General features: G+C 50.0%; 8 protein-coding genes and 1 pseudogene. 3 read left to right on the top strand and 6 right to left on the bottom strand.

What is annotated here, in order from left to right; translation table 11 throughout:
* Nucleotides 1-143 precede the first annotated feature (143 nt).
* On the top strand, nt 144-2,465 hold the full coding sequence (locus tag FKW19_RS10890; RefSeq protein ID WP_089179035.1) for a TonB-dependent hemoglobin/transferrin/lactoferrin family receptor: 2,322 nt from the start codon (nt 144-146) through the stop codon (nt 2,463-2,465).
* A 132-nt stretch (nt 2,466-2,597) separates the two neighbouring features.
* Here FKW19_RS10890 and FKW19_RS10885 read toward each other — a convergent pair whose 3' ends face one another.
* Nucleotides 2,598-3,218, bottom strand: coding sequence for a nitroreductase family protein (locus tag FKW19_RS10885; protein ID WP_089179034.1), 621 nt, complete (start codon nt 3,216-3,218; stop codon nt 2,598-2,600).
* Between the two features lie 32 nt (nt 3,219-3,250).
* Nucleotides 3,251-4,402 (bottom strand): acyl-CoA dehydrogenase family protein, encoded by a 1,152-nt coding sequence (locus tag FKW19_RS10880; protein ID WP_089179033.1) that lies wholly within the window; start codon nt 4,400-4,402, stop codon nt 3,251-3,253.
* A 472-nt stretch (nt 4,403-4,874) separates the two neighbouring features.
* Here FKW19_RS10880 and FKW19_RS10875 point away from each other — a divergent pair.
* Together FKW19_RS10875 and ssuD are read left to right on the top strand one after the other, a co-directional pair.
* A pseudogene (locus FKW19_RS10875) lies at nt 4,875-5,042 on the top strand (LLM class flavin-dependent oxidoreductase); the annotation flags it as partial.
* 2 nt (nt 5,043-5,044) lie between these two features.
* Nucleotides 5,045-6,208 (top strand): FMNH2-dependent alkanesulfonate monooxygenase, encoded by a 1,164-nt coding sequence (ssuD, locus tag FKW19_RS10870; RefSeq protein ID WP_089179031.1) that lies wholly within the window; start codon nt 5,045-5,047, stop codon nt 6,206-6,208.
* A 31-nt stretch (nt 6,209-6,239) separates the two neighbouring features.
* Here ssuD and FKW19_RS10865 read toward each other — a convergent pair whose 3' ends face one another.
* The 4 genes from FKW19_RS10865 to FKW19_RS10850 all read right to left on the bottom strand — a co-directional run bounded on the left by FKW19_RS10865 (nt 6,240) and on the right by FKW19_RS10850 (nt 18,937).
* Nucleotides 6,240-12,242, bottom strand: coding sequence for a DUF4011 domain-containing protein (locus FKW19_RS10865; RefSeq protein ID WP_089179030.1), 6,003 nt, complete (start codon nt 12,240-12,242; stop codon nt 6,240-6,242).
* A gap of 190 nt (nt 12,243-12,432) precedes the next feature.
* On the bottom strand, nt 12,433-13,377 hold the full coding sequence (locus FKW19_RS10860; protein ID WP_089179029.1) for an alpha/beta hydrolase: 945 nt from the start codon (nt 13,375-13,377) through the stop codon (nt 12,433-12,435).
* A 177-nt stretch (nt 13,378-13,554) separates the two neighbouring features.
* The gene (atzF, locus tag FKW19_RS10855; RefSeq protein ID WP_089179028.1) at nt 13,555-15,357 is read right to left on the bottom strand and encodes an allophanate hydrolase; all 1,803 of its coding nucleotides are present in this window, start codon (nt 15,355-15,357) and stop codon (nt 13,555-13,557) included.
* A 40-nt stretch (nt 15,358-15,397) separates the two neighbouring features.
* On the bottom strand, nt 15,398-18,937 hold the full coding sequence (locus FKW19_RS10850) for a 5-oxoprolinase/urea amidolyase family protein (protein WP_089179027.1): 3,540 nt from the start codon (nt 18,935-18,937) through the stop codon (nt 15,398-15,400).
* Nucleotides 18,938-18,939: the final 2 nt, after the last annotated feature.

The raw sequence follows: 18,939 nt of genomic DNA, 5'->3' as shown, positions 1-18,939 counted from the left end.
GACATAAACGCATGCAGAGAGATGCGCATGTGTGACTTATTTAACGCAAATGATAATCATGCGCAATAAGAGCTTGATGGGAGACCGCTCCCTGTGCATCATAAAATAATAATGATTCTCATTATTAACAATGTGGATGTACAATGATAACGCAACCTTTTTTCTACCGGGTTATGCGTTACCAGATGCTGGCAACAACAGCTCTGGCATATGCTTGTGTAACACCGGCTTTTGCCGCCACAACAGAATCTGCTTCCCCCAAGGCAGAAACTGCCGCGCAGGCGCATGCTGGTAAAAATACCAATAAACCTGGTGCAGTTTCTCCCCAGACAGTCATTCTGGGTCCGGTAAAGGTAAGTGGAACAACAGACATTCTGGATTCCATGAAGTTTAATCCAGATAAGGATCACAGCGCGGTAGGTAAAGCCGGTGTGCTAACAACCACAACAACCCTCAAAACATTGCGTGACCGTCAGATAGATAGCTTGGAAGACTATGCACGCCGAATAGATGCCTCGGTTAACTATAGTAATGGTAATTCCAGTATCAACATTCGTGGTCTGGACCAAAACCGAATTCTCACCACCATAGATGGCGTGCGTATGCCATGGGCAAACGATGGGGCCTATGCTGGTTCTTTCAATTCTGCGCAAGGGGGTGTTAACAATTTCGATTTCAATTCCCTTGGTGCAATAGACGTTGTTAAAAGCGCAGATTCCAGCTTTTTTGGTACGGGCGCGCTGGGTGGTGTTATTGCATTGCGCACGCTGGACCCAGAGGACTTGCTTAAACCCGGCAAAACCTTTGGGGGGCTCACTAAACTTACCTATAATGGAGCAAGTGAAGCCGCATTGCTTAATCAGGCGTTTGCTGCACGCTATAAAAACACAGTATTTTTGCTTCAGGGTGGCTATCAGGACGGAAGCGAAACTGGAAACCGAGGCGATACTTACGGGTATGGGCGAACACGTACTGCAAAAGACCCAGCATCGTATGAGCAAGGTAGTTTTCTTGGTAAAGTCCGGCACTATTTTGCTGGTGGCCATAGAATAGGCCTAACGGGCGAATGGTTTGACCGAAATTATAATGAACGCACCAGAACATCAGAAACAACGGCAACAAATGTCTATCGCACACGCAGCGAGAACCAACGCTCGCGCGTATCTGCCAATTATGATTATCAGGCGAGCAGCCCAACAGACCTGTTTAGCGAAGCGCATTTTCTGGCGTATTGGCAAAGTATTCAGACTGATACGGATATTACAAACAATGATCCAACCCGACCGACAGCCTATGTGCACCAGCATCTCACATTGCCTGTGGAATCCTACGGCGTAACGGGTTCAGCCACAAACAACATCTTCACCGGTCCGTTGCATCATGCCCTCACTTACGGAGGAGAGGTCTTTCTAACAGATACCTACCAGACCCAAACTGGCCAGCGTGCTCTGTCAAATGCTTATACTCATGATAATTTTTCGGATATGCCTAAAGTACACGGCACGGATATGGGGGCGATTGTACAAGACCGCATTGGCATTGGCCGTGGTGAGTGGCTGCATATTACGCCGGGTTTCCGGTTTGATTATTTCCAGCGAGACACACACAATACGGCTTCCTATATGGCCAATGCTGGTTATGCGGGGCTACCGCACGGTGCGCATGGGTCTCATTTTTCGCCAAAAATTCTAGTAGAAGCGCGCATTGCCAAAGATGTTATTCTATATGGACAGTATGCCGAGGCATACCGCGCACCCTCTGCAACCGAGGAATATTTAAACTACAGCACTCCACCAGTGTATCAGGTTGTTGGCAACCCAGATCTTAAGCCTGAAAGTAGCCGAGGGTGGGAAGTTGGCATGAAATATGGAAATTCAGAACGAGGTGCCAAGCTTTCTTTCTACGATAACCACTACCATAACTTTATAGATATGATGGGTATAAGCGGCTGTACTGGCTATATGCTCTGCTATGGCTATACCAATTTGGCACATGTACGTATTTATGGGGTGGAAGCCAGCGGAAACTGGGCATTTGATGATCACTGGCACGTATGGGGGTCACTGGCTTATGCAGATGGCCGTGACCAGAATATGAACTTCCACCTAAGCTCGGTTTCGCCTTTCCGTGGAATTATCGGTTTTGGGTATAAAACACAACGCTGGGGCGCAGATCTGTCGGGCACGTTTGCTTCTGGGCGTGACAATGCCAAGTATCTGACTTCAACCGGCGCATTAACCAACCAGTGGAAAACACCCGGATATGTTATTTTTGATCTGAATGGTTGGTATAGCCCATCATTTTACAAACCTTTGCGTATTCAGGCTGGAATGTACAATATTTTTGATAAAGCATATTATAATGCGGCGTCACTTCCTTATGGTCAGTCATCCAGCTCCCTTTCCGAGCGCTACTACACTCAGCCTGGGCGATCCTTCAAAGTAACGGCCCGAATTGAATTCTAAAATTTTGTTATTATAAAAATCAAAACCATTCTACTTAGGAAGATGAGGTTAAAAATTGGCGGGTATCCTTCATCCATAACATGGAAGGTTCTCAAAACCTCTTGGTTTTTCTAACCTTCCAGCTCATGGCATTTACTCATCCATATTGGTTTCTTTTGAAGAATTCCATCTTCCTTCAAAAGAAACTGTGCTGAGAGAATTCCGGCCAGAGGGAACCTCACGTTTTTGCAGGTCTTGCGGTAGAGTTTCTAATTTCCCCTGTCGACCAAGAATAATGGCTGCATGCAGTTCGTATTCTTCTGGTAATTCCAAACCAGCATGGGCCAAAGCGTGGTCAAAGCCACTTATGGGGTGCGTTGCCCAGCCGTTATGCGCTGCTTGAACTTGTATCAGAACAGCGGCGGCACCTGTATCAAATGCATGGGTTGGCAGCGGAGAAGGCTCTCCTGTGCGGTTTGAGAGTGTTATGGTTTGAGATGCCACATAAATGATGGCCGATGCATTTTCTGCCCATGACTGATTAAATGGTATGAGCCATGATAAAAAGCGCTCCCATTCTGCCGTGCCGCGTCGTGCGTAAATAAAGCGCCAAGGCTGTATGTTATAGGCAGAAGGGGCCCATCGTCCAGCATCTATAAGCGAAAGCAACTCTTCTTGACTAATAGCTTCTGGCTGGAATGCTCGTGGAGACCAACGGTTAAGAATGGCGGGGAGCACAGAAGAATTAGGAGCACGATCGGGCGCTGTTGTCATGATTTTTCCAGTAGCAAGAAATGTTTCTGAATTTATGAAAGAGCCTTCTGGCCCGCAATTCGCCTGAGTAATTCTGCATGTGGAGCATGAATACGCCCACATAGCGCATCGCGATGAGCACGCTCTAACGGGTTATGGGCCGATAACCCAGCATTACCTGCCAAGCCAAGTAAAGCGGATGTGAAATCAGCAGCAGCATCAACAACACGCGTCTTTATAACCGCGGCATGGGCCTTCAGTTCGTGGGGTGGGCGCACAGATTCTACATCTGTGGCGTAAAGCCGTAACAGCATGGCATGCATGTGCAATGTAATGGTAAATCCACCTACTGCATCGCGCATTGAAGGTAATGTTGCCAGCGGCGCTCCTAGATTGGATGGAACACGGTTTTTCAGGAACTCACAAAACCATGCCAGAGCAGATGTTGCGATGCCATTATACAAAGCACCCAAGAGGCCAGTATTCCATATAACGAGGGTATTGCGCCCTGCGGGGGGTGTATCAGGCGCATAAAGTTCCAGAGCAGCATCAGGAGGCAGGGTAACATCTGTAAACGTGATTTCATGGCTATTGCTGGCACGCATACCGATGTGATCCCAGTTTTCAAGAACATGGATACCATCTGCCTTGGCAGGCACAATAAATGTGCCAACCTGTGCAGGATCATCACTCGTGCGGGCGCGTACCAAAAGCCAAGATAAACCGGGAATGCCTGTTACATATGCCTTGCGCCCGGTTAAAATCCACCCGGTTGCTGTACGAGTGGCAACTGTGCTGGGCAGTCCACCCTGAGATGTAGACCCAAGATCTGGTTCCGCTAGCAGGATGTTCAGTAATTGATCATGTTGTTCATCTTCTATCCAGCAGGCCGTGTTGCCAGATCCAAATTCATGATGAGCAATAGCGGCACGCACCATGTAATGATTGACCATAACCAACGCCGTAGAAGCATCACCCTGAGCAATCTGTCCAACAATATCCTGCACAACGCCTAGAGTGAATGGAGTAGGGCGCTGTGGTGTAGATATACGTAAAGACAGCAGCCCTGCCTGACGTAGATCATCAATATTTTCCTGAGCAAAAACTCCAGTGCGATCATGATGAGCTGCCCGTGCGGCAAACTGCTGTTTGAGATGCGTGGCTGCATCAATGGCATCGTGCTCGGTCTGTAGATCAATCGGCATGGAATATATATTTCACCATTTTTATAAGGTGGTAATAAGATACAACATTTATGACGTGAATATATATGTCAATGAGAGAATTTTGGCTCGGAAATGTTATAAACCGATCAGATCAACTTCGATTCACAGAAAGAGGGCATTTTAAAACCTATATAGGCGCTTATTTGCGTATGTTATCAAAAAGTGTTTCTTCCATAATGCACTATAAAAATTTGTTGTTTATATAAGAATATATTTTTTAAAAACAATATAATAACAAAAATTAGAAAGCAATTTCTGGTAGAAAATTCATTGTTTCAAACCTAAAAATGCATATAAAACTATATATAATAGTGATAATTTTATTGACTCATTTTTTGTAGTCGTTAGCGTGTTGGCCTGCGGAATACGCATTTGGAGTAGTTATTATATAATAAGCAACGAGGTCGTAATGACATATCAAGTACGTTCCTCTCAGGGTTTTTCTCTACGGATTGATGACATCAACCTGCGCCACTACCACACGTTTGAAACAGCGCGTGACTTTATTGGCCTGATAACGACGACTGTGCAGCAGCGTGGCCGTTATCGCGCATCTTACGCACTCAAGGTTCCGGCTGAACCGCTTTTCCCCCAAGAAACATTTTTCAAGGTATCCTAATCATGTCCTACGCAGTTCCTGATAAGATCAATGTGCTCTGGTTCCTGCCCACTCATGGGGACAGTCGCTATTTGGGTACACAAAAAGGCGGCAGACCAGTTGATTTGCCCTACTTACAGCAAATTGCAAAAGCGGCTGATACACTAGGGTATTATGGTGTTTTAATCCCAACCGGGCAGAGTTGCGAAGATAGTTGGGTTGTAGCCTCAGCTTTGGCGCCCATTACAGAACAACTGCGTTACCTGATAGCCGTAAGACCCGGCTTGTTATCTCCCACTTTGGCTGCACGCATGACCGCAACGCTGGACCGTTTTTCTAACGGACGGTTGCTGATCAATATTGTAACAGGTGGTAATCCGGCTGAAAATGCGGGGGATGGGCTATTTGCCGATCATGCCACACGATATGAAATCACAGATGAATTTCTTGATATCTTCCGTGCGCTGCTGCGTGGTGAGAATGTTAATTTTGGAGGAAAACACTTTACAATAAAAGATGGTCGTCTGCTGTTTCCTGCATATCAGCATAATGGTCCATCTTTGTATTTTGGCGGATCATCAGAAGCAGCCACGCATGTTGCTGCCAAATCAATCGACAAATATTTGACATGGGGTGAGCCTCCAGCACAGGTGGCCGAAAAAATCAGCCATGTGCGCAAATTAGCGCATGCACAGGGGCGAGAGGTCTCCTTTGGTATTCGCTTGCATGTTATCGTGCGCGAAACGGCAGAAGAAGCATGGCACGAGGCTGACCGCCTGATCAGTCATTTGGATGATGCAACAATTGCAAAAGCTCAGAAAGTTTTTGCTCGGATGGATTCCGTAGGTCAGGCGCGTATGAGCGCACTGCACGGGGGGCGTCGCGACAAACTGGAAATCAGCCCCAACTTATGGGCGGGTGTGGGGCTTGTGCGTGGTGGGGCAGGAACTGCCTTGGTAGGAGACCCGGATACTGTAGCCGAGCGTATTGATGAATACCGTAGGCTCGGTATCGATACATTCATTTTCTCTGGCTACCCGCATCTGGAGGAAGTTTATCGGTTTGGTGAACTCGTGTTGCCCAATCTGCCAACCGCACACTCTGTGCATGGCAAGGCGAACCTGAACAACATGGGGCCTTTTGGTGAAACCGTTGCGGGTGATCACCGCCCAACCCGTGCAGCCTGATTGCCGGGCGGCTATCATGAGTAATGCTGTTTCAGAATGATGGCTCGTCTTGATTGGTATTTATCTGGCGTGCTGCTTGCAAAGCTTCAGCAAAGCGCGTGCGTGTTGCTTGCCCCATTCGGCTCATGCCGCAGGCATCGCGCATACGCGTAATGGCTTCATCATCCGGACAATCAATCGCAATGGCGCGACAGGCAAGATCCACAAGAGCGGGCAGGGGTACCTTGGCAGGATCTACATTTTTTTCTGAAGCGCATGACGCCAAAGGCAGGCGTGCAGAAACAGGCAGGCGCTCTGACCACAGGAATACGCCAACATTTTCTTCTGTGCGGCCAAGTGATGAAGGAACAGCGCGCTGAATACGCTCTCGGATATCTCTGTTCACCCGTGCAAAGCCATGATCGCGCGAGAGTGTCTGGATCAGCACATCTTCACGTATAACGCCTGCTTCATCCACACTCTGATGAATCAGTTGTGTTAAGGTTTGAAGATAATCTTCCTGATTAAAGCGTGAGGGATCAATAACTGGTTTCTCAGTTGTTGGTGCAACACTCTCAGCCGGAGCCTTGGCGTAAAGGGGTTCCGTTGGTGGTGCAGATATTGCCAACACTTCGGGGGCTGAGGTTTGTGGGGGTGGCTCTATTTGTTGTGTACCCAACGGAGGAGCCGAAATTTCCTCTATTTCGGGGACAATTTCATTCAGGCTTGCAGCAGCCATTGCGGCATCGTGTTCTGCTTGTTCAGCGCGTTTTTTGCGGGTTTTTTCCAAAAAGCCGTTCAAGGCACGGTCAATCCGTTCTACTTCACGCGGCGCATTGGTCCACCAGTCTGTAGACCAAATGCGCAGGATATTCCAACCAAGGTTTTCCAGGACAGCCTGCCGCAATCTATCCCGATCACGCGCAGTGGCGCTTCGGTGGTAGGTGGCACCATCACATTCAATACCAGCCAGAAATGCGGTGGGAAGATCAGGATCAATCACACCCAGATCAATACGGAAGCCGGATACACCCACTTGCGTTGTAACATTCCAGCCTTTGGTGCGCAGCATGGTTGCAACTTCAACTTCAAATACGCTGTCATAACCGCCTACGGAACCTTCATGTGCACCTGCCAGTGCTGTTGCACCGCGTTCAGCAAATAGCAGAAAACGGCGCAGATCACGCACACCTGCGGCACGCGTCCGCTCAATTGCAATCTGATCGCCACGGAGTGACCCGAACACAATCAACTGCTCTCTGGCGCGGGTGATGGCAACATTCAGGCGCCGTTCACCACCATCTCGGTTAAGCGGCCCAAAATTCATGGAGATCTTGCCCGTAACATCCGGCCCATACGTTAGAGAGAACAGCATAACATCGCGCTCTTCACCTTGAATATTTTCCAGATTTTTTACAAGCAGAGGCTCTGGTGCCGCATCACCTGTAAATCTTTCAAGGCTGGGATCTTTGCGAACTTCTGCTTCCAGAAGATCCACAATAAGTTTTTGCTGTTCACCATTAAAGGTTACAATACCAACCGAACGTTCACGCCCATCACGCATGATCTTTACTGCTTCCGCAACGACCATACGTGCTTCTACAGGGTTGGTGTGGGACCCGTTGCGTCCGGGTTCGTAAACACCTTTGGGCACAAAACGGAACGACACAGCCTGATCGGATGTAACAGGTGAGGGAAAGGTAACAAGGTTGCCGCTATAATATGTCTGGTTGGAAAAAGCGATCAGGCTTTCATGGCGGCTCCGATAATGCCATTCCAGACTAATGGCAGGAATACCAGCCCCAAGACATTCGTCCAGGATGGAATCAAGGTCTGTCATTTCATCGGATGTCGCAACATCGTCAGCAGCTCTGCCTGCCACAAAAAAGTCTGTTGGTGGAAGCTGCTTGGGGTCTCCAACAACAATAACCTGTTTCCCCCGGCCAATAGCGCCAATGGCATCCCATGTTGCAATCTGGGATGCTTCATCAAAAATTACCAGATCGAAAGGTTCTGCATCTGCTGGTAGATATTGGGCAACTGAAAGCGGGCTCATCATCAGGCATGGGGTTAATGTTCGCAGGGCGCTGGGCATTTTCTCTGCCAATTGGCGCACAGGAAGATGACGTGTCTTTTTTGCAATTTCGCGGGTTAATACTTTGTATTCGGGATCGTGCTGCCGCGCAGCTTCCCCCGGAATTTTTCCTGCCAAGCGTGCGCGTATCAACCGTATGGCAAGGTTTTTCAGTTTTTCATCAAGTTCACGAAAACGGAGGATACGGCCTTCATGAGTTGCCGCCACAAAACCGCTTAACAATGCGGAATTACTTACGGCATGCATGGTCCACCAGCGGGCGTAATTGGCCTCAAAAACAGAAAGAACATCTTCTGGCGTAACCAGACCGTGCTCAATTGCTGTCACCAGCGGTGTTAAGCCCAGTTGTGCTGCATGGTGGCAGGCACGTTGCCATGCACACCAATCTCGTAATTCACGCGCAGAGTTTTTCCAGTTTTGTAGTTTTTCCTGGATTTCGCTGAGCCAGTCAGCAGCTTTAGGGTTTACCAAGGTGCTGATATCACTGGCACTGCACTCGGCGAGTGTTTTTAGGGTTGCTTCTAGTGATGAAAAGGCAGCCCGATACTGCGTTATTACAGTATGAACACTGCCGCCCAGTGCCAGCAGGTCTTGCCCTTCTGTCAATAAGGTTTTGAGATGAGCACGAGCTGAAAGAAGGGCGGCAGTATCTGTCATACACCCGGCAAGCTGGCTTCTGGCGCGTTGGCCCCATTCAAAAACAAGATTTATCTGATCGAAATCTGTATCAAGACCGCGCCATAGAGCACCAATATGTGCCTTGTGCGGTGCTTCCTCCAGCTTGCTGGCTATAGTCTTGCGTTCCACCAGCTTTTCCAGATCGCTTTCGCAATCTTCCGGCATCGCTATGGCATGATCATTCAACCGCTTGCGGATGGATTTTTGCCCCATGGAACGGGCTAAGAGCCATTTATCCTTTGTTGTCTGCCATTCAGCAAGAATGTCAGACACAGGCAGTGTGCCAACGCTTTCTTTCCAACGTGTATTCAGGTCTTCAGTCAAGGCGCTGTGTTGGGCAACATGTTCTTTTTCAGCAAGCACCTGATCGCAAATGTCCTGAGCGGTATCTCCAAACGCCCAACCTGCTGCATGTGGCTGTAATAAATGTGCACATAGCGCATCAATCTGGCCAAGGCGCACAAACGATAAATCATCTGCCCCTAACGCAAGCGCCTTGACTACATCATGTGCCGCGTTGCGAAGCTTTCCCAAGGCTGCCAGTGTTCCATTGACTGTATCCAGCAACCGAGCCTCCCATAGCGGAGACCATTCTGTTTGCTCAAGCCCGGCTAATTGGGGCGATACAACAATATCACCAATACGGGCATACAGTGTGGCAAGGTCTTCAGCGGCCTGCACGAGGTTGTCGTAATCTGTTTTTGAATGCGTATCAGCATTAAGCCACTCAAGAGGAACGCGTACGATTTTTTCTTCCTGCGCACGCAATGTCATGCCAATACCGCGGTAAGGCGTCCAGCCATTTCGGTATGGGGTGTGGAGCGCATGAACATAAGCATTCAGTTCAAGGCGCAATGCATCAAGCGCTTGTTTGGTGTGTGCGTATTCTTCTTGCTGAAAATCTTCCAACGCGGCTTGAGCAGATTGAAATTGCTGGAGCACACCCATTTTATTGGCTTTGGGCGAAAACAGATCCAGACAGAATTCAGCAATGCCCAGCTTTTCCAGCCGATTACGCACAACTTCTAGTGCAGTGCGTTTTTCGGCCACAAACAGCACGGTGCGGCCTTGCGCAAGGGTGTTGGCAATAATGTTGCCAATGGTCTGGCTTTTACCTGTTCCGGGCGGCCCAATCAGCACAAAATTTTCGCCCGCAGCCGCACGCGCAACAGCCTTGAGTTGTGATGAATCTGCTTCCATCGGGCAAACCAGATCGGCTTCAGCCAATGCTGTATCAAGATCCTGAGAATCATCAAATCTGACGGATGGTGTTGCACCCTCCTGTTCTGTTTCTTTGACACCATTTAACAGGCGGCTTGCAACATCATTGGTAGCGAGCTTGTCGCGCCGTTCAAGAAGGTCTTTCCACATTAAGAACTTTGAAAAACTTAATGTTGTCAGGCTAACGTGTTCACGAATTTCCCAGCCCGGAATATGGCGTAGATGAAGCCGGAACGCTTCGATAATTTTTGGCACATCCAGCCCCGAAGCATCTTCGGGAAGATTTTCATGCTCCAGTAGGGGGATGCGGATATCATAATCCGCTCGCAGCATTTCCAGCAGTGTTGTGTTTATGCGGGTTTCATCGCTATGGGCGCGCAGCGTAAAGGGAGATTTGATGCTGGCCCGTTCCAGAATAACCGGAACAAGAATGAGCGGCGCCAGATAAGGTTTACTCTTGTCCTGTGGTGTCCAAGCCAAGGCTCCTATGGTTAGAAAGAGCACGTTTGTGCCACCTTCCTGTTCGGCGGCTCTGGCTTGACGATAAATCTCGATAAGGGCGTTCTGGAGGTTCTCTTTCTTGCGCGGAACAACAATCTCACGCCGCGTAAGAGCCTCTATAGCATAGGCGCGTGCGGTATCCTCATGATGGCGCCCTTGATGAAGCGCCTTGTTGCGGGGGTCTGCTTCATCCATCAGGTCTGGTGCGGAAATAAAGCGCAAAGGTTTGGCGTTACCGCCAGCACGCATGTCTGCCAGCATGTCTTCCAGCGCTGCTGGCTCTGGGCAATCAATTTCAATCTGCTGACGGTCAGACTTTGGTAGATTAAGCAGGCGGTTGCGTGCCGACATATCAAGAAGGCGATTGCACCAGCGCTGAACACGATCAGCCGGGCGATCTGGTAGCTGTTCTTCCTCCCGTTCTTCCCGCAAGGTAGGAGCAGCTTCAAAGAGCGGCTGTTCGGAAGCATCTTCCGAGGCTTCATCAAGATTGGTATCTGTATGAGAACCCGGCGTAGAAAGTGGGCGAATGCGGCGAAGACGTGCGCGGTGCACATCGATAATTTCGCGGAATGCGTCCTCATCATCATCGCCGATATCACGCAGGTTGGCTTCTCCGCGCTCACAAGCCGTTGCAAAGCCGGGTTTGCGGGCCGCCGTTACCAGCGTTGTTTCGAAAACCCGCAGGTCATCAAGTTTCAGCCGGTTACGTATGCCCGGAAGGTCTTGAACAATAGATGCCCCCGCATCCTGCTGAGAAAGCCAGAACCCCGCAAAGGCATGCCCTTTGGTAAGGACAATCAAGGGGCGCAGGCCTATGGCCTCAAGGCAGGCGGCAAATAGAACAGTGGTATCCAGACAGGTGGCAAGCCGTTCTTCATACACCTGAGAGGGGAGGCGAATGCGTTGCCCATGTTCTACAAACGATGCAGGAGGGTTGATATAGGTGATGTTTAACCCACAAATGGCACACCAAAGCGCCTGTGCCTGCGCCCATACTCTGGCTTTATCGCCCTGATACCCTTCCAGAGAAGGAGATTGCCCTGCCTGCCGTAAAATATCGGAAGCAGTGCGCAAAATACGGGCTATCGCAGGGTCATTCGGTAAAACAAATGCGGCAAGAATATCGGGAATACCACATAGGCCGCCCCACTCATTCCGTGCCAATACACGAACATCACGGGTGATTCTGGTTAATTCCTGCTCTCCGGCATGTGCGGTAACAGTTACTACGGCTTTGGATGCTTCAGTTTGGGCAGAGAGCAATGCCCCATCAAGCGTGATATCACGGTCATTCAGCACACGCAGTTCTTGGGGCCGAACCTGCTGCAACATCCATGAACGCGGCGTAAGAAACGGGGGTTCACTGCTGATGCTAATTTCAACAGTAGGATATTCGATATCGGTTTTGTTGTCGAAGGCAAGCTCTTCAAGAATGGGAACACTGTTTTCCCAAAGGCTTGCATTTACGGCTTCTTGTAGCGCGATTTGCAGTACAGGTGTTTCGGTAGGCTGGGGTTGATCGGTGTCTTCAGAAATCTGTTTATGCTCTGTATCCACCGAAAATTCCCTTTATCTGCCATGTTCATGCGCTCAATAACACAACTCTCTATCGTATTATGACAAAGTTATGCGTGTTTCATGAGAAAGAGGAGTGTCCGTAATTGGTAACAGATTTGCAAGTGATGGAAGAATGTTCCTTCTACAAATTATCCCTAATTCTAAAACCAAAATAACAGATATGTGCGCATTAGAGCAGGCGACGCACAGCTTCTAACACATCATGGCGCACACGTTCGCCAAGGGCAGAAGGTAGCAGATCAAAGGCATGCACTGCGTTTGCATAAACGATAAGTTCTGTTGGCACGGCCGCTTTCCATAGGCGATGCGCAAAAGTTATATCTTCATCACGAAACAGATCCAGTGCACCCGTGATAATGAATGTTGCTGGCAATCCAGAGAGATCGGGCATGAAGGCGGGTGATAAATAGCCAAACCGCGGATCATCAGCCGCCAGCTTTCCACGCACGGCAGACCATGCGTGTTGGTTTTGGGCGCGTGTCCAGACAAATTCTCCAGTTGTAGGATCATCAGAAGGTGCATTTGCACCACCTGTGCGCAAATCAAGCATTGGGTAAATTAAAACTTGGGCGTGTAATTTCACCTTGCCACGATCACGCGCCAGAAGGGTTGTGGCGGCAGCTAGGCAACCTCCACCACTATCGCCCATAACCATGATACGATCGGAATCAATCCCCATTTCTTCCGCACAGTCATGCAGCCATATAAGGGCAGCATAAACGTCTTCCAGACCACCAGGGAAAGGCGCTTCGGGTGCAAGCCGATAATCAACCGAGACAATCATGGTGCCTGTTTCAGATGCCAGTCGGCCAAGTGTGCCAGCCTGCATGTCGGGCGTACCTGCAATCATCCCGCCACCATGAACATAGAGAATAGCAGACGTTGTTCTTTTGGATTTAGGTGGGTGAAACAAGATGATACGAACATCAGGAGCGTCATCAGTGCCGGGAACCAACTGCTCCTCATATTGAATCGATCTGGAATTTAAAAGAGCTGTTGTTCCTTCCACCAAGTCGCGGCGGAATGCCATCAAATCATCCTGTTCAGGATCGAAGGCCGGAAATGAAGCCACCATGTTGCGCTGTTCGGCATCGACTAAACCGAGGGTAGTCATTGGGTGAACTCTCCATTTCTCTCAAGAACAACAGTCATCATAAAGGGCCGTTACTCAAGATCACAATGGCCCTACAATAATGTGAATTATCGAGACTTTTGGATAACGAAAGCCCTCCACTAAAGCAGGCAGCACCTCATAATATACTTGCCTTGAAGATGAGACTTTAGGTGTTGTTTACTGCGTCTGCATGTAATACCGCCAGCCACCTGTTTCCGTAATATCGACACCACTACGGGCCACGGCTTCACTACAGAGAAAGCCGCAAACCTCTTTCCCATTCTCTAACGTAATCCGACCGATGGACATGGGTTGTGGAACAGAAGCTACAAAGCGCCCAAAGCCTGCGGCATCAAGCTCGTAAACCTCCACTTCCAGCCCATTACCCTTAAAGCCCCGTTCGCGCACAAGGCCCGGCTTGGGGGGCGTGGCATCGGGCAGGGCAAACAGGCGATAATCTGGGGCCGTGCGTGTGGTACTCCGTAAAACAGCATGTTCCTGCTCAAGCTGCCAGTGAAGGGGAAAGCCTTCGAGATGCGCTCCAACCACAGCCAGAAGCACACGATCATGGGCTAGAGTATCATTGGCTTCTTTTGATACGGGTTTATCCGTGCGTGTTGCCCCAATAGCTTCATTTAAAGCATCATGAAAACGCCCGGCCAATTTGGCCAAATCCTGATCGGTGAAGGCCGGGGCAATAAATGTTACCCCAAAAGGAAGGCCATCTGGCGCAAAACCGGCAGGTACAGCACAGGCTGCCATATCAAGCAGATTTACAAAATTGGTATAGGTTCCCAGCAAACTATTGGCTGCAATGGGTTGCTCAATAACCTCCTGCTTTGTAACAATACGCGGCGCCGTTGGCAGCAGCATGATGTCAAAGTCAGCCCACATGCGTTGTGCTGTTTGCTGGAGGCTGTGTTGGCGATAAATGCCCTCAAACACATCTGTGGCTGTATATTTTTGGGCACCATCAATGATGGTGCCAACTGTTGGGTCCATATCCTGACGATGCGTGCTGTAAAAATCCTTTATCGCGGCTAATCTTTCCACCACAAAGGGGCCGCTATAAAGTAGGGCTGCGGTTTCCTTTAGGGGGGCAAAATCTAATTCAACGGGCGTACCGCCCATCTGTTCAAGCAGATCAATGGCATGGGCATAGAGCGCAGCATTTGCCGCGTTACCATCAAAAAACCGATCTTCTTGTTTCAGCACCCCGAACCGAAAGGTTGTAAGGGGTAATGGCCGGATATCTCGTACACGCGAGTAGGGTGCGCGTGCATCTGGTGCAGCGGCAATCTGCTCAACATCCCACGCATCAGCCGTTGAACCTGCAAAAACTGAGATACAATCTAGAGATTCACAGGCAGAAACAAGGCCATATGTGCTGAGTACACCTCGTGATGGTTTAAGCCCAACAATATTGTTAAATGCGGCCGGCACGCGGCCCGAACCCGCCGTATCTGTGCCAAGTGCGAACGATACCAACCTAGCGGAAACAGCAACAGCAGACCCAGAACTTGAACCGCCAGAAACATAGTCAGGGTTAAACACACAATGTGGTTGGCCATAAGGTGAGCGCATTCCAACAAGGCCAGTTGCAAACTGGTCAAGGTTGGTTTTGCCGATAACAAGAGCGCCCGCAGCTTCCAAACGTTGTACAACCTCAGCGCTTTCTTGGGGCGTGTAGGCAAAGGCCGGGCATGCAGCGGTTGTGGGCAAACCTGCAACGTCAATATTATCTTTTACAGCAAACGGAATACCGTAAAGCGGAAGATCAGCGGCAGTTTGTCTTTCCAATTCAGCAGCGCGGGCCAAGAGCTTTTCTGTTGGAACCCGGCTGATCCACACAGCCGGATCTTGGGTGGTATAGGCATCAATACGTGCAATAACTTCATGCACCATGTTGGTAGGCGTAAGCGTTCCGGCGCGATAGGCGGAAAGCAGCGGGGTGATCTGCAACATATTGGGCAGGGTCATGTTTTTTCCTGTTCTATCAGCGTTGGAGGAGCATAAAAAATCAGCTTGTGCGGACAACCATAATGCGTTCACCACCTCGCACTTCGCGCCCTTTGCGACAGAGAATTTCAGTCACGATACCGGTGGCTGGGGAGGAAATCTTCATTTCCGTTTTCATGGATTCAATAATGGCGACTGTATCGCCTACCTTAACGTGGTCCCCCACGTTTACAGGCAGTTGCCATACGTTGCCGGGTACGGGGCTATCCACCCCCATATGGCCTTCGGGTAGGATAGATTCATCAGCCTGATTATCATTCGTTTCTTCCTCGAATGTATCAAGGCCCTTCGCAATCCAGTCTTGCCGTTCGGCTTCAAAGGCGGCTTGTTGCCGGGCTTGAGCAGCGGCAATTTCTTCCTTATTGCTTTCAAGAAAAGCGCGATATTCCTTCAGGCTGAACTGTGTTTCCTCAATCTTGACGGAAAAACGGCCATACGGAAAAGCAGCACGCGCTTCCATCAGCTCATCATGCGAAACAGGATAGAAACGGATCTGATCAAAAAATCTTAAAAGCCACGGCGTACCTTCATGAAACACATCTGTTGTGCGCCATGTATTCCAAACCTGCGTGGTACGACCAAATAGCTGATAACCACCAGGGCCTTCCATGCCATAGATACACATATAGCTTCCGCCAATACCCACCACGTTATCTGGTGTCCATGTACGGGCGGGGTTGTATTTGGTGGTTACAAGCCGATGGCGCGGATCAATAGGGGTGGCGACAGGGGCACCCAGATAAACATCGCCTAACCCCATAACAAGGTAAGAGGCGCTGAAGATGATGTTCTTTACAGACTCAATGGAAGGAAGGCCGTTAATACGCCGTATGAACTCAATGTTAGAAGGGCACCATGGCGCATTTGGCCGTACAAGCTCCTGATAACGCTGCATGGCCAAGCGTGCCTGCTCATCATCCCATGATACGGGCAGATGCACGATACGGCTTGGCACCACAATGTCATCATCGCCTGAAGGCAGAGCTTGCTCAATGCCATGCAGGGTTTCCAGCAGAGTGGAAAGAGGAATGACATCAGGATTGTAATGCACCTGTAGGGAGCGAATACCGGGCGTAAGGTCTATAATACCCTTTATGGCTTCGGCTTTTAGACGTTCCAGCACGAGTTGCGCACGCAGCCGCAATGTAACGTCCAGTTCTGGCGGGCCGAATTCGAGCAGCAGATAGTTTTCACCCGCACGGCGGTACACAACTGGGATTTCGCCTTCCGAACGAAAGAGAATAGGGCTGTCACCCATAATAGGAGCTGGCAGAAAATCCACGTTCAGCGGTTGGGGCTGCACGCGGCGGAAACGCACTTTGTTTCCGGGATGCAACTGCCCCATTTTCCACAATTCATCACGCACAAGCACGGCTGGGCACACAAAGCCACCCAAACTGGGGCCGTCCGGCCCCAGCAGGATGGGCATATCCCCTGTAAAATCAATTGCACCAATGGCATAAGCATTGTCATGAATGTTGGAGGGGTGCAGTCCAGCTTCACCGCCATCTGTGCGTGCCCAGCGTGGTTTAGGCCCAATCAGCCGAACACCAGTGCGTGCGCTGTTGAAGTGCACTTCATATTCGCTGGAAAATAGCTCTGCAATATCTTCATCTCGGAAGAAATCTGGCGCGCCATGTGGGCCGTATAGCACGCCCAGTTCCCACATGCGGGTTAGCTCGGGGCGATCTTCCTGCGCAATGGTGGTTGTGGGGCGCGCATCTGCCTGTGGGGCTGCAAGGCGTAAAACATCACCCGTACGCAATTGGCCTGTAGCATGGCCACCAAACTGCCCAAGCATGAATGTGGCGCAAGACCCCAGATAAAGCGGTGCATCAATACCCCCTCGAATGGCAAGGTAAGTGCGATGGCCAGCCCCCTTAATCTGCCCCAAAGCTAAAATCTGACCGGCCTTGACCGCAACAGGTTCCCAGTAAGGCACCTCTTTGCCATCCAGCGTGGCAGGCATAAATGCCCCAGAAAGACCAATGACGGCAGGAGCGTTAAAGCGAAGAACCGGGCCAGAAACGGTGAACTCCAAAGCCGCTACACCATCCGCATTGCCAACAATGCGATTAGCCAGCCGAAAGTTGCGATCATCCATAGGGCCGCTGGGGGGCACACCTACATCCCAGTATCCAATGCGCCCGGGCCAGTCCTGCACGGTAGATTGCAAACCCGGAGAGATAACTTCAATAGTCGTTGGCATATAGGCAAAGTTATTGAGAAGACCTGTGAATACACGTCCCTCAAGCACGGCAGGAGCCGATGTAATGGCACGTAGGTAATCTAGGTTGCTTTCCAGCCCCCCTATGCGGGAGCGAGAAAGAGCCTCATGAAGTTTATGGAAGGCATCTTCTCGCGTAGCCCCGTGCGCAATAACTTTTGCCAGCATTGGATCGTAGTAAGGGGTTACTTCGGTGCCGGTTTCTATCCATCCATCTACCCGCACGTTTGGTGCAAAACTTACCTCGGTAAGGCGACCAGTTGAGGGACGGAAATTTTCGGCAGGATTTTCAGCATAAACACGCGCTTCCACTGCCACGCCTTGCGGAATAAGGCTGTCCTGCGGTGGTAAGATCAGACTGCCATCTGCTTGGCGTACCATCCATTCCACAAGGTCTATGCCAAATACCTCTTCGGTAACGCAGTGCTCAACCTGTAGCCGGGTGTTTACTTCAAGAAAATAGAACTCGCTACTTTCGGTGTCGTAGATAAACTCCACCGTGCCAGCGGATTCATATGCAACGGCAGAACCTAATGCACGGGCTGCTTCACGCAGGCCTTGGCGGGTTGTATCTGAAAGGCCGGGGGCCGGGGTTTCTTCAATAACCTTCTGGTTGCGGCGCTGCAGGGAACAATCGCGCTCACCTAGCGTGAGAATATTGCCTTTTCCATCCCCAAAAATTTGCACTTCAACGTGGCGGGCGCAGGCAATGAATTTTTCAAGAAAAACACGTGCGTCGCCAAAATTATTGCCGCCCATACGAGAGACCGCAGCAAAGCAATCTCGCAATTCTGTTTCGTTATGGCACACTTGCATGCCAATGCCGCCACCACCTGCCGTACTTTTAAGCATGACGGGGTAACCAATACGCGCGGCTTCAATTGCGGCTTCATCGGCTGAGTTCAGGATATCAGAACCGGGCAGGAGCGGCACGTTGTTCTGTTTGGCCAGCTCACGCGCTGTATGCTTAAGGCCGAACATACGCATATGTTCAGGGCGTGGCCCCATGAAGCGAATACCGCGTTCGGCCAGTTTTTCAGCAAATTCCGCACGTTCGCTAAGGAACCCATAACCGGGATGAACAGCCTGTGCGCCCGTGTTGGAACAGGCATCCAGAATAGCATCCATGTTCAGATAACTATCTGTTACTGCAGCCGGACCGAGCAGCACGGCTTCATCTGCTTCCAGAACAGGGGGCGTAAAGCGATCTGCTTCCGAGCATACCGCTACAGAAGCGATGTTCATGCGCTGGAGTGTGCGACTGACACGCCGGACAATTTCTCCACGATTGGCAATGAGAACCTTAGTGAACATAG

Source organism: Acetobacter sp. DmW_125128, from assembly GCF_008704325.1.
GTDB lineage: Bacteria > Pseudomonadota > Alphaproteobacteria > Acetobacterales > Acetobacteraceae > Acetobacter > Acetobacter oryzifermentans.
Note: the sequence above shows the minus strand (reverse complement) of the source record. Positions and strands in the feature narration are given on the sequence as shown.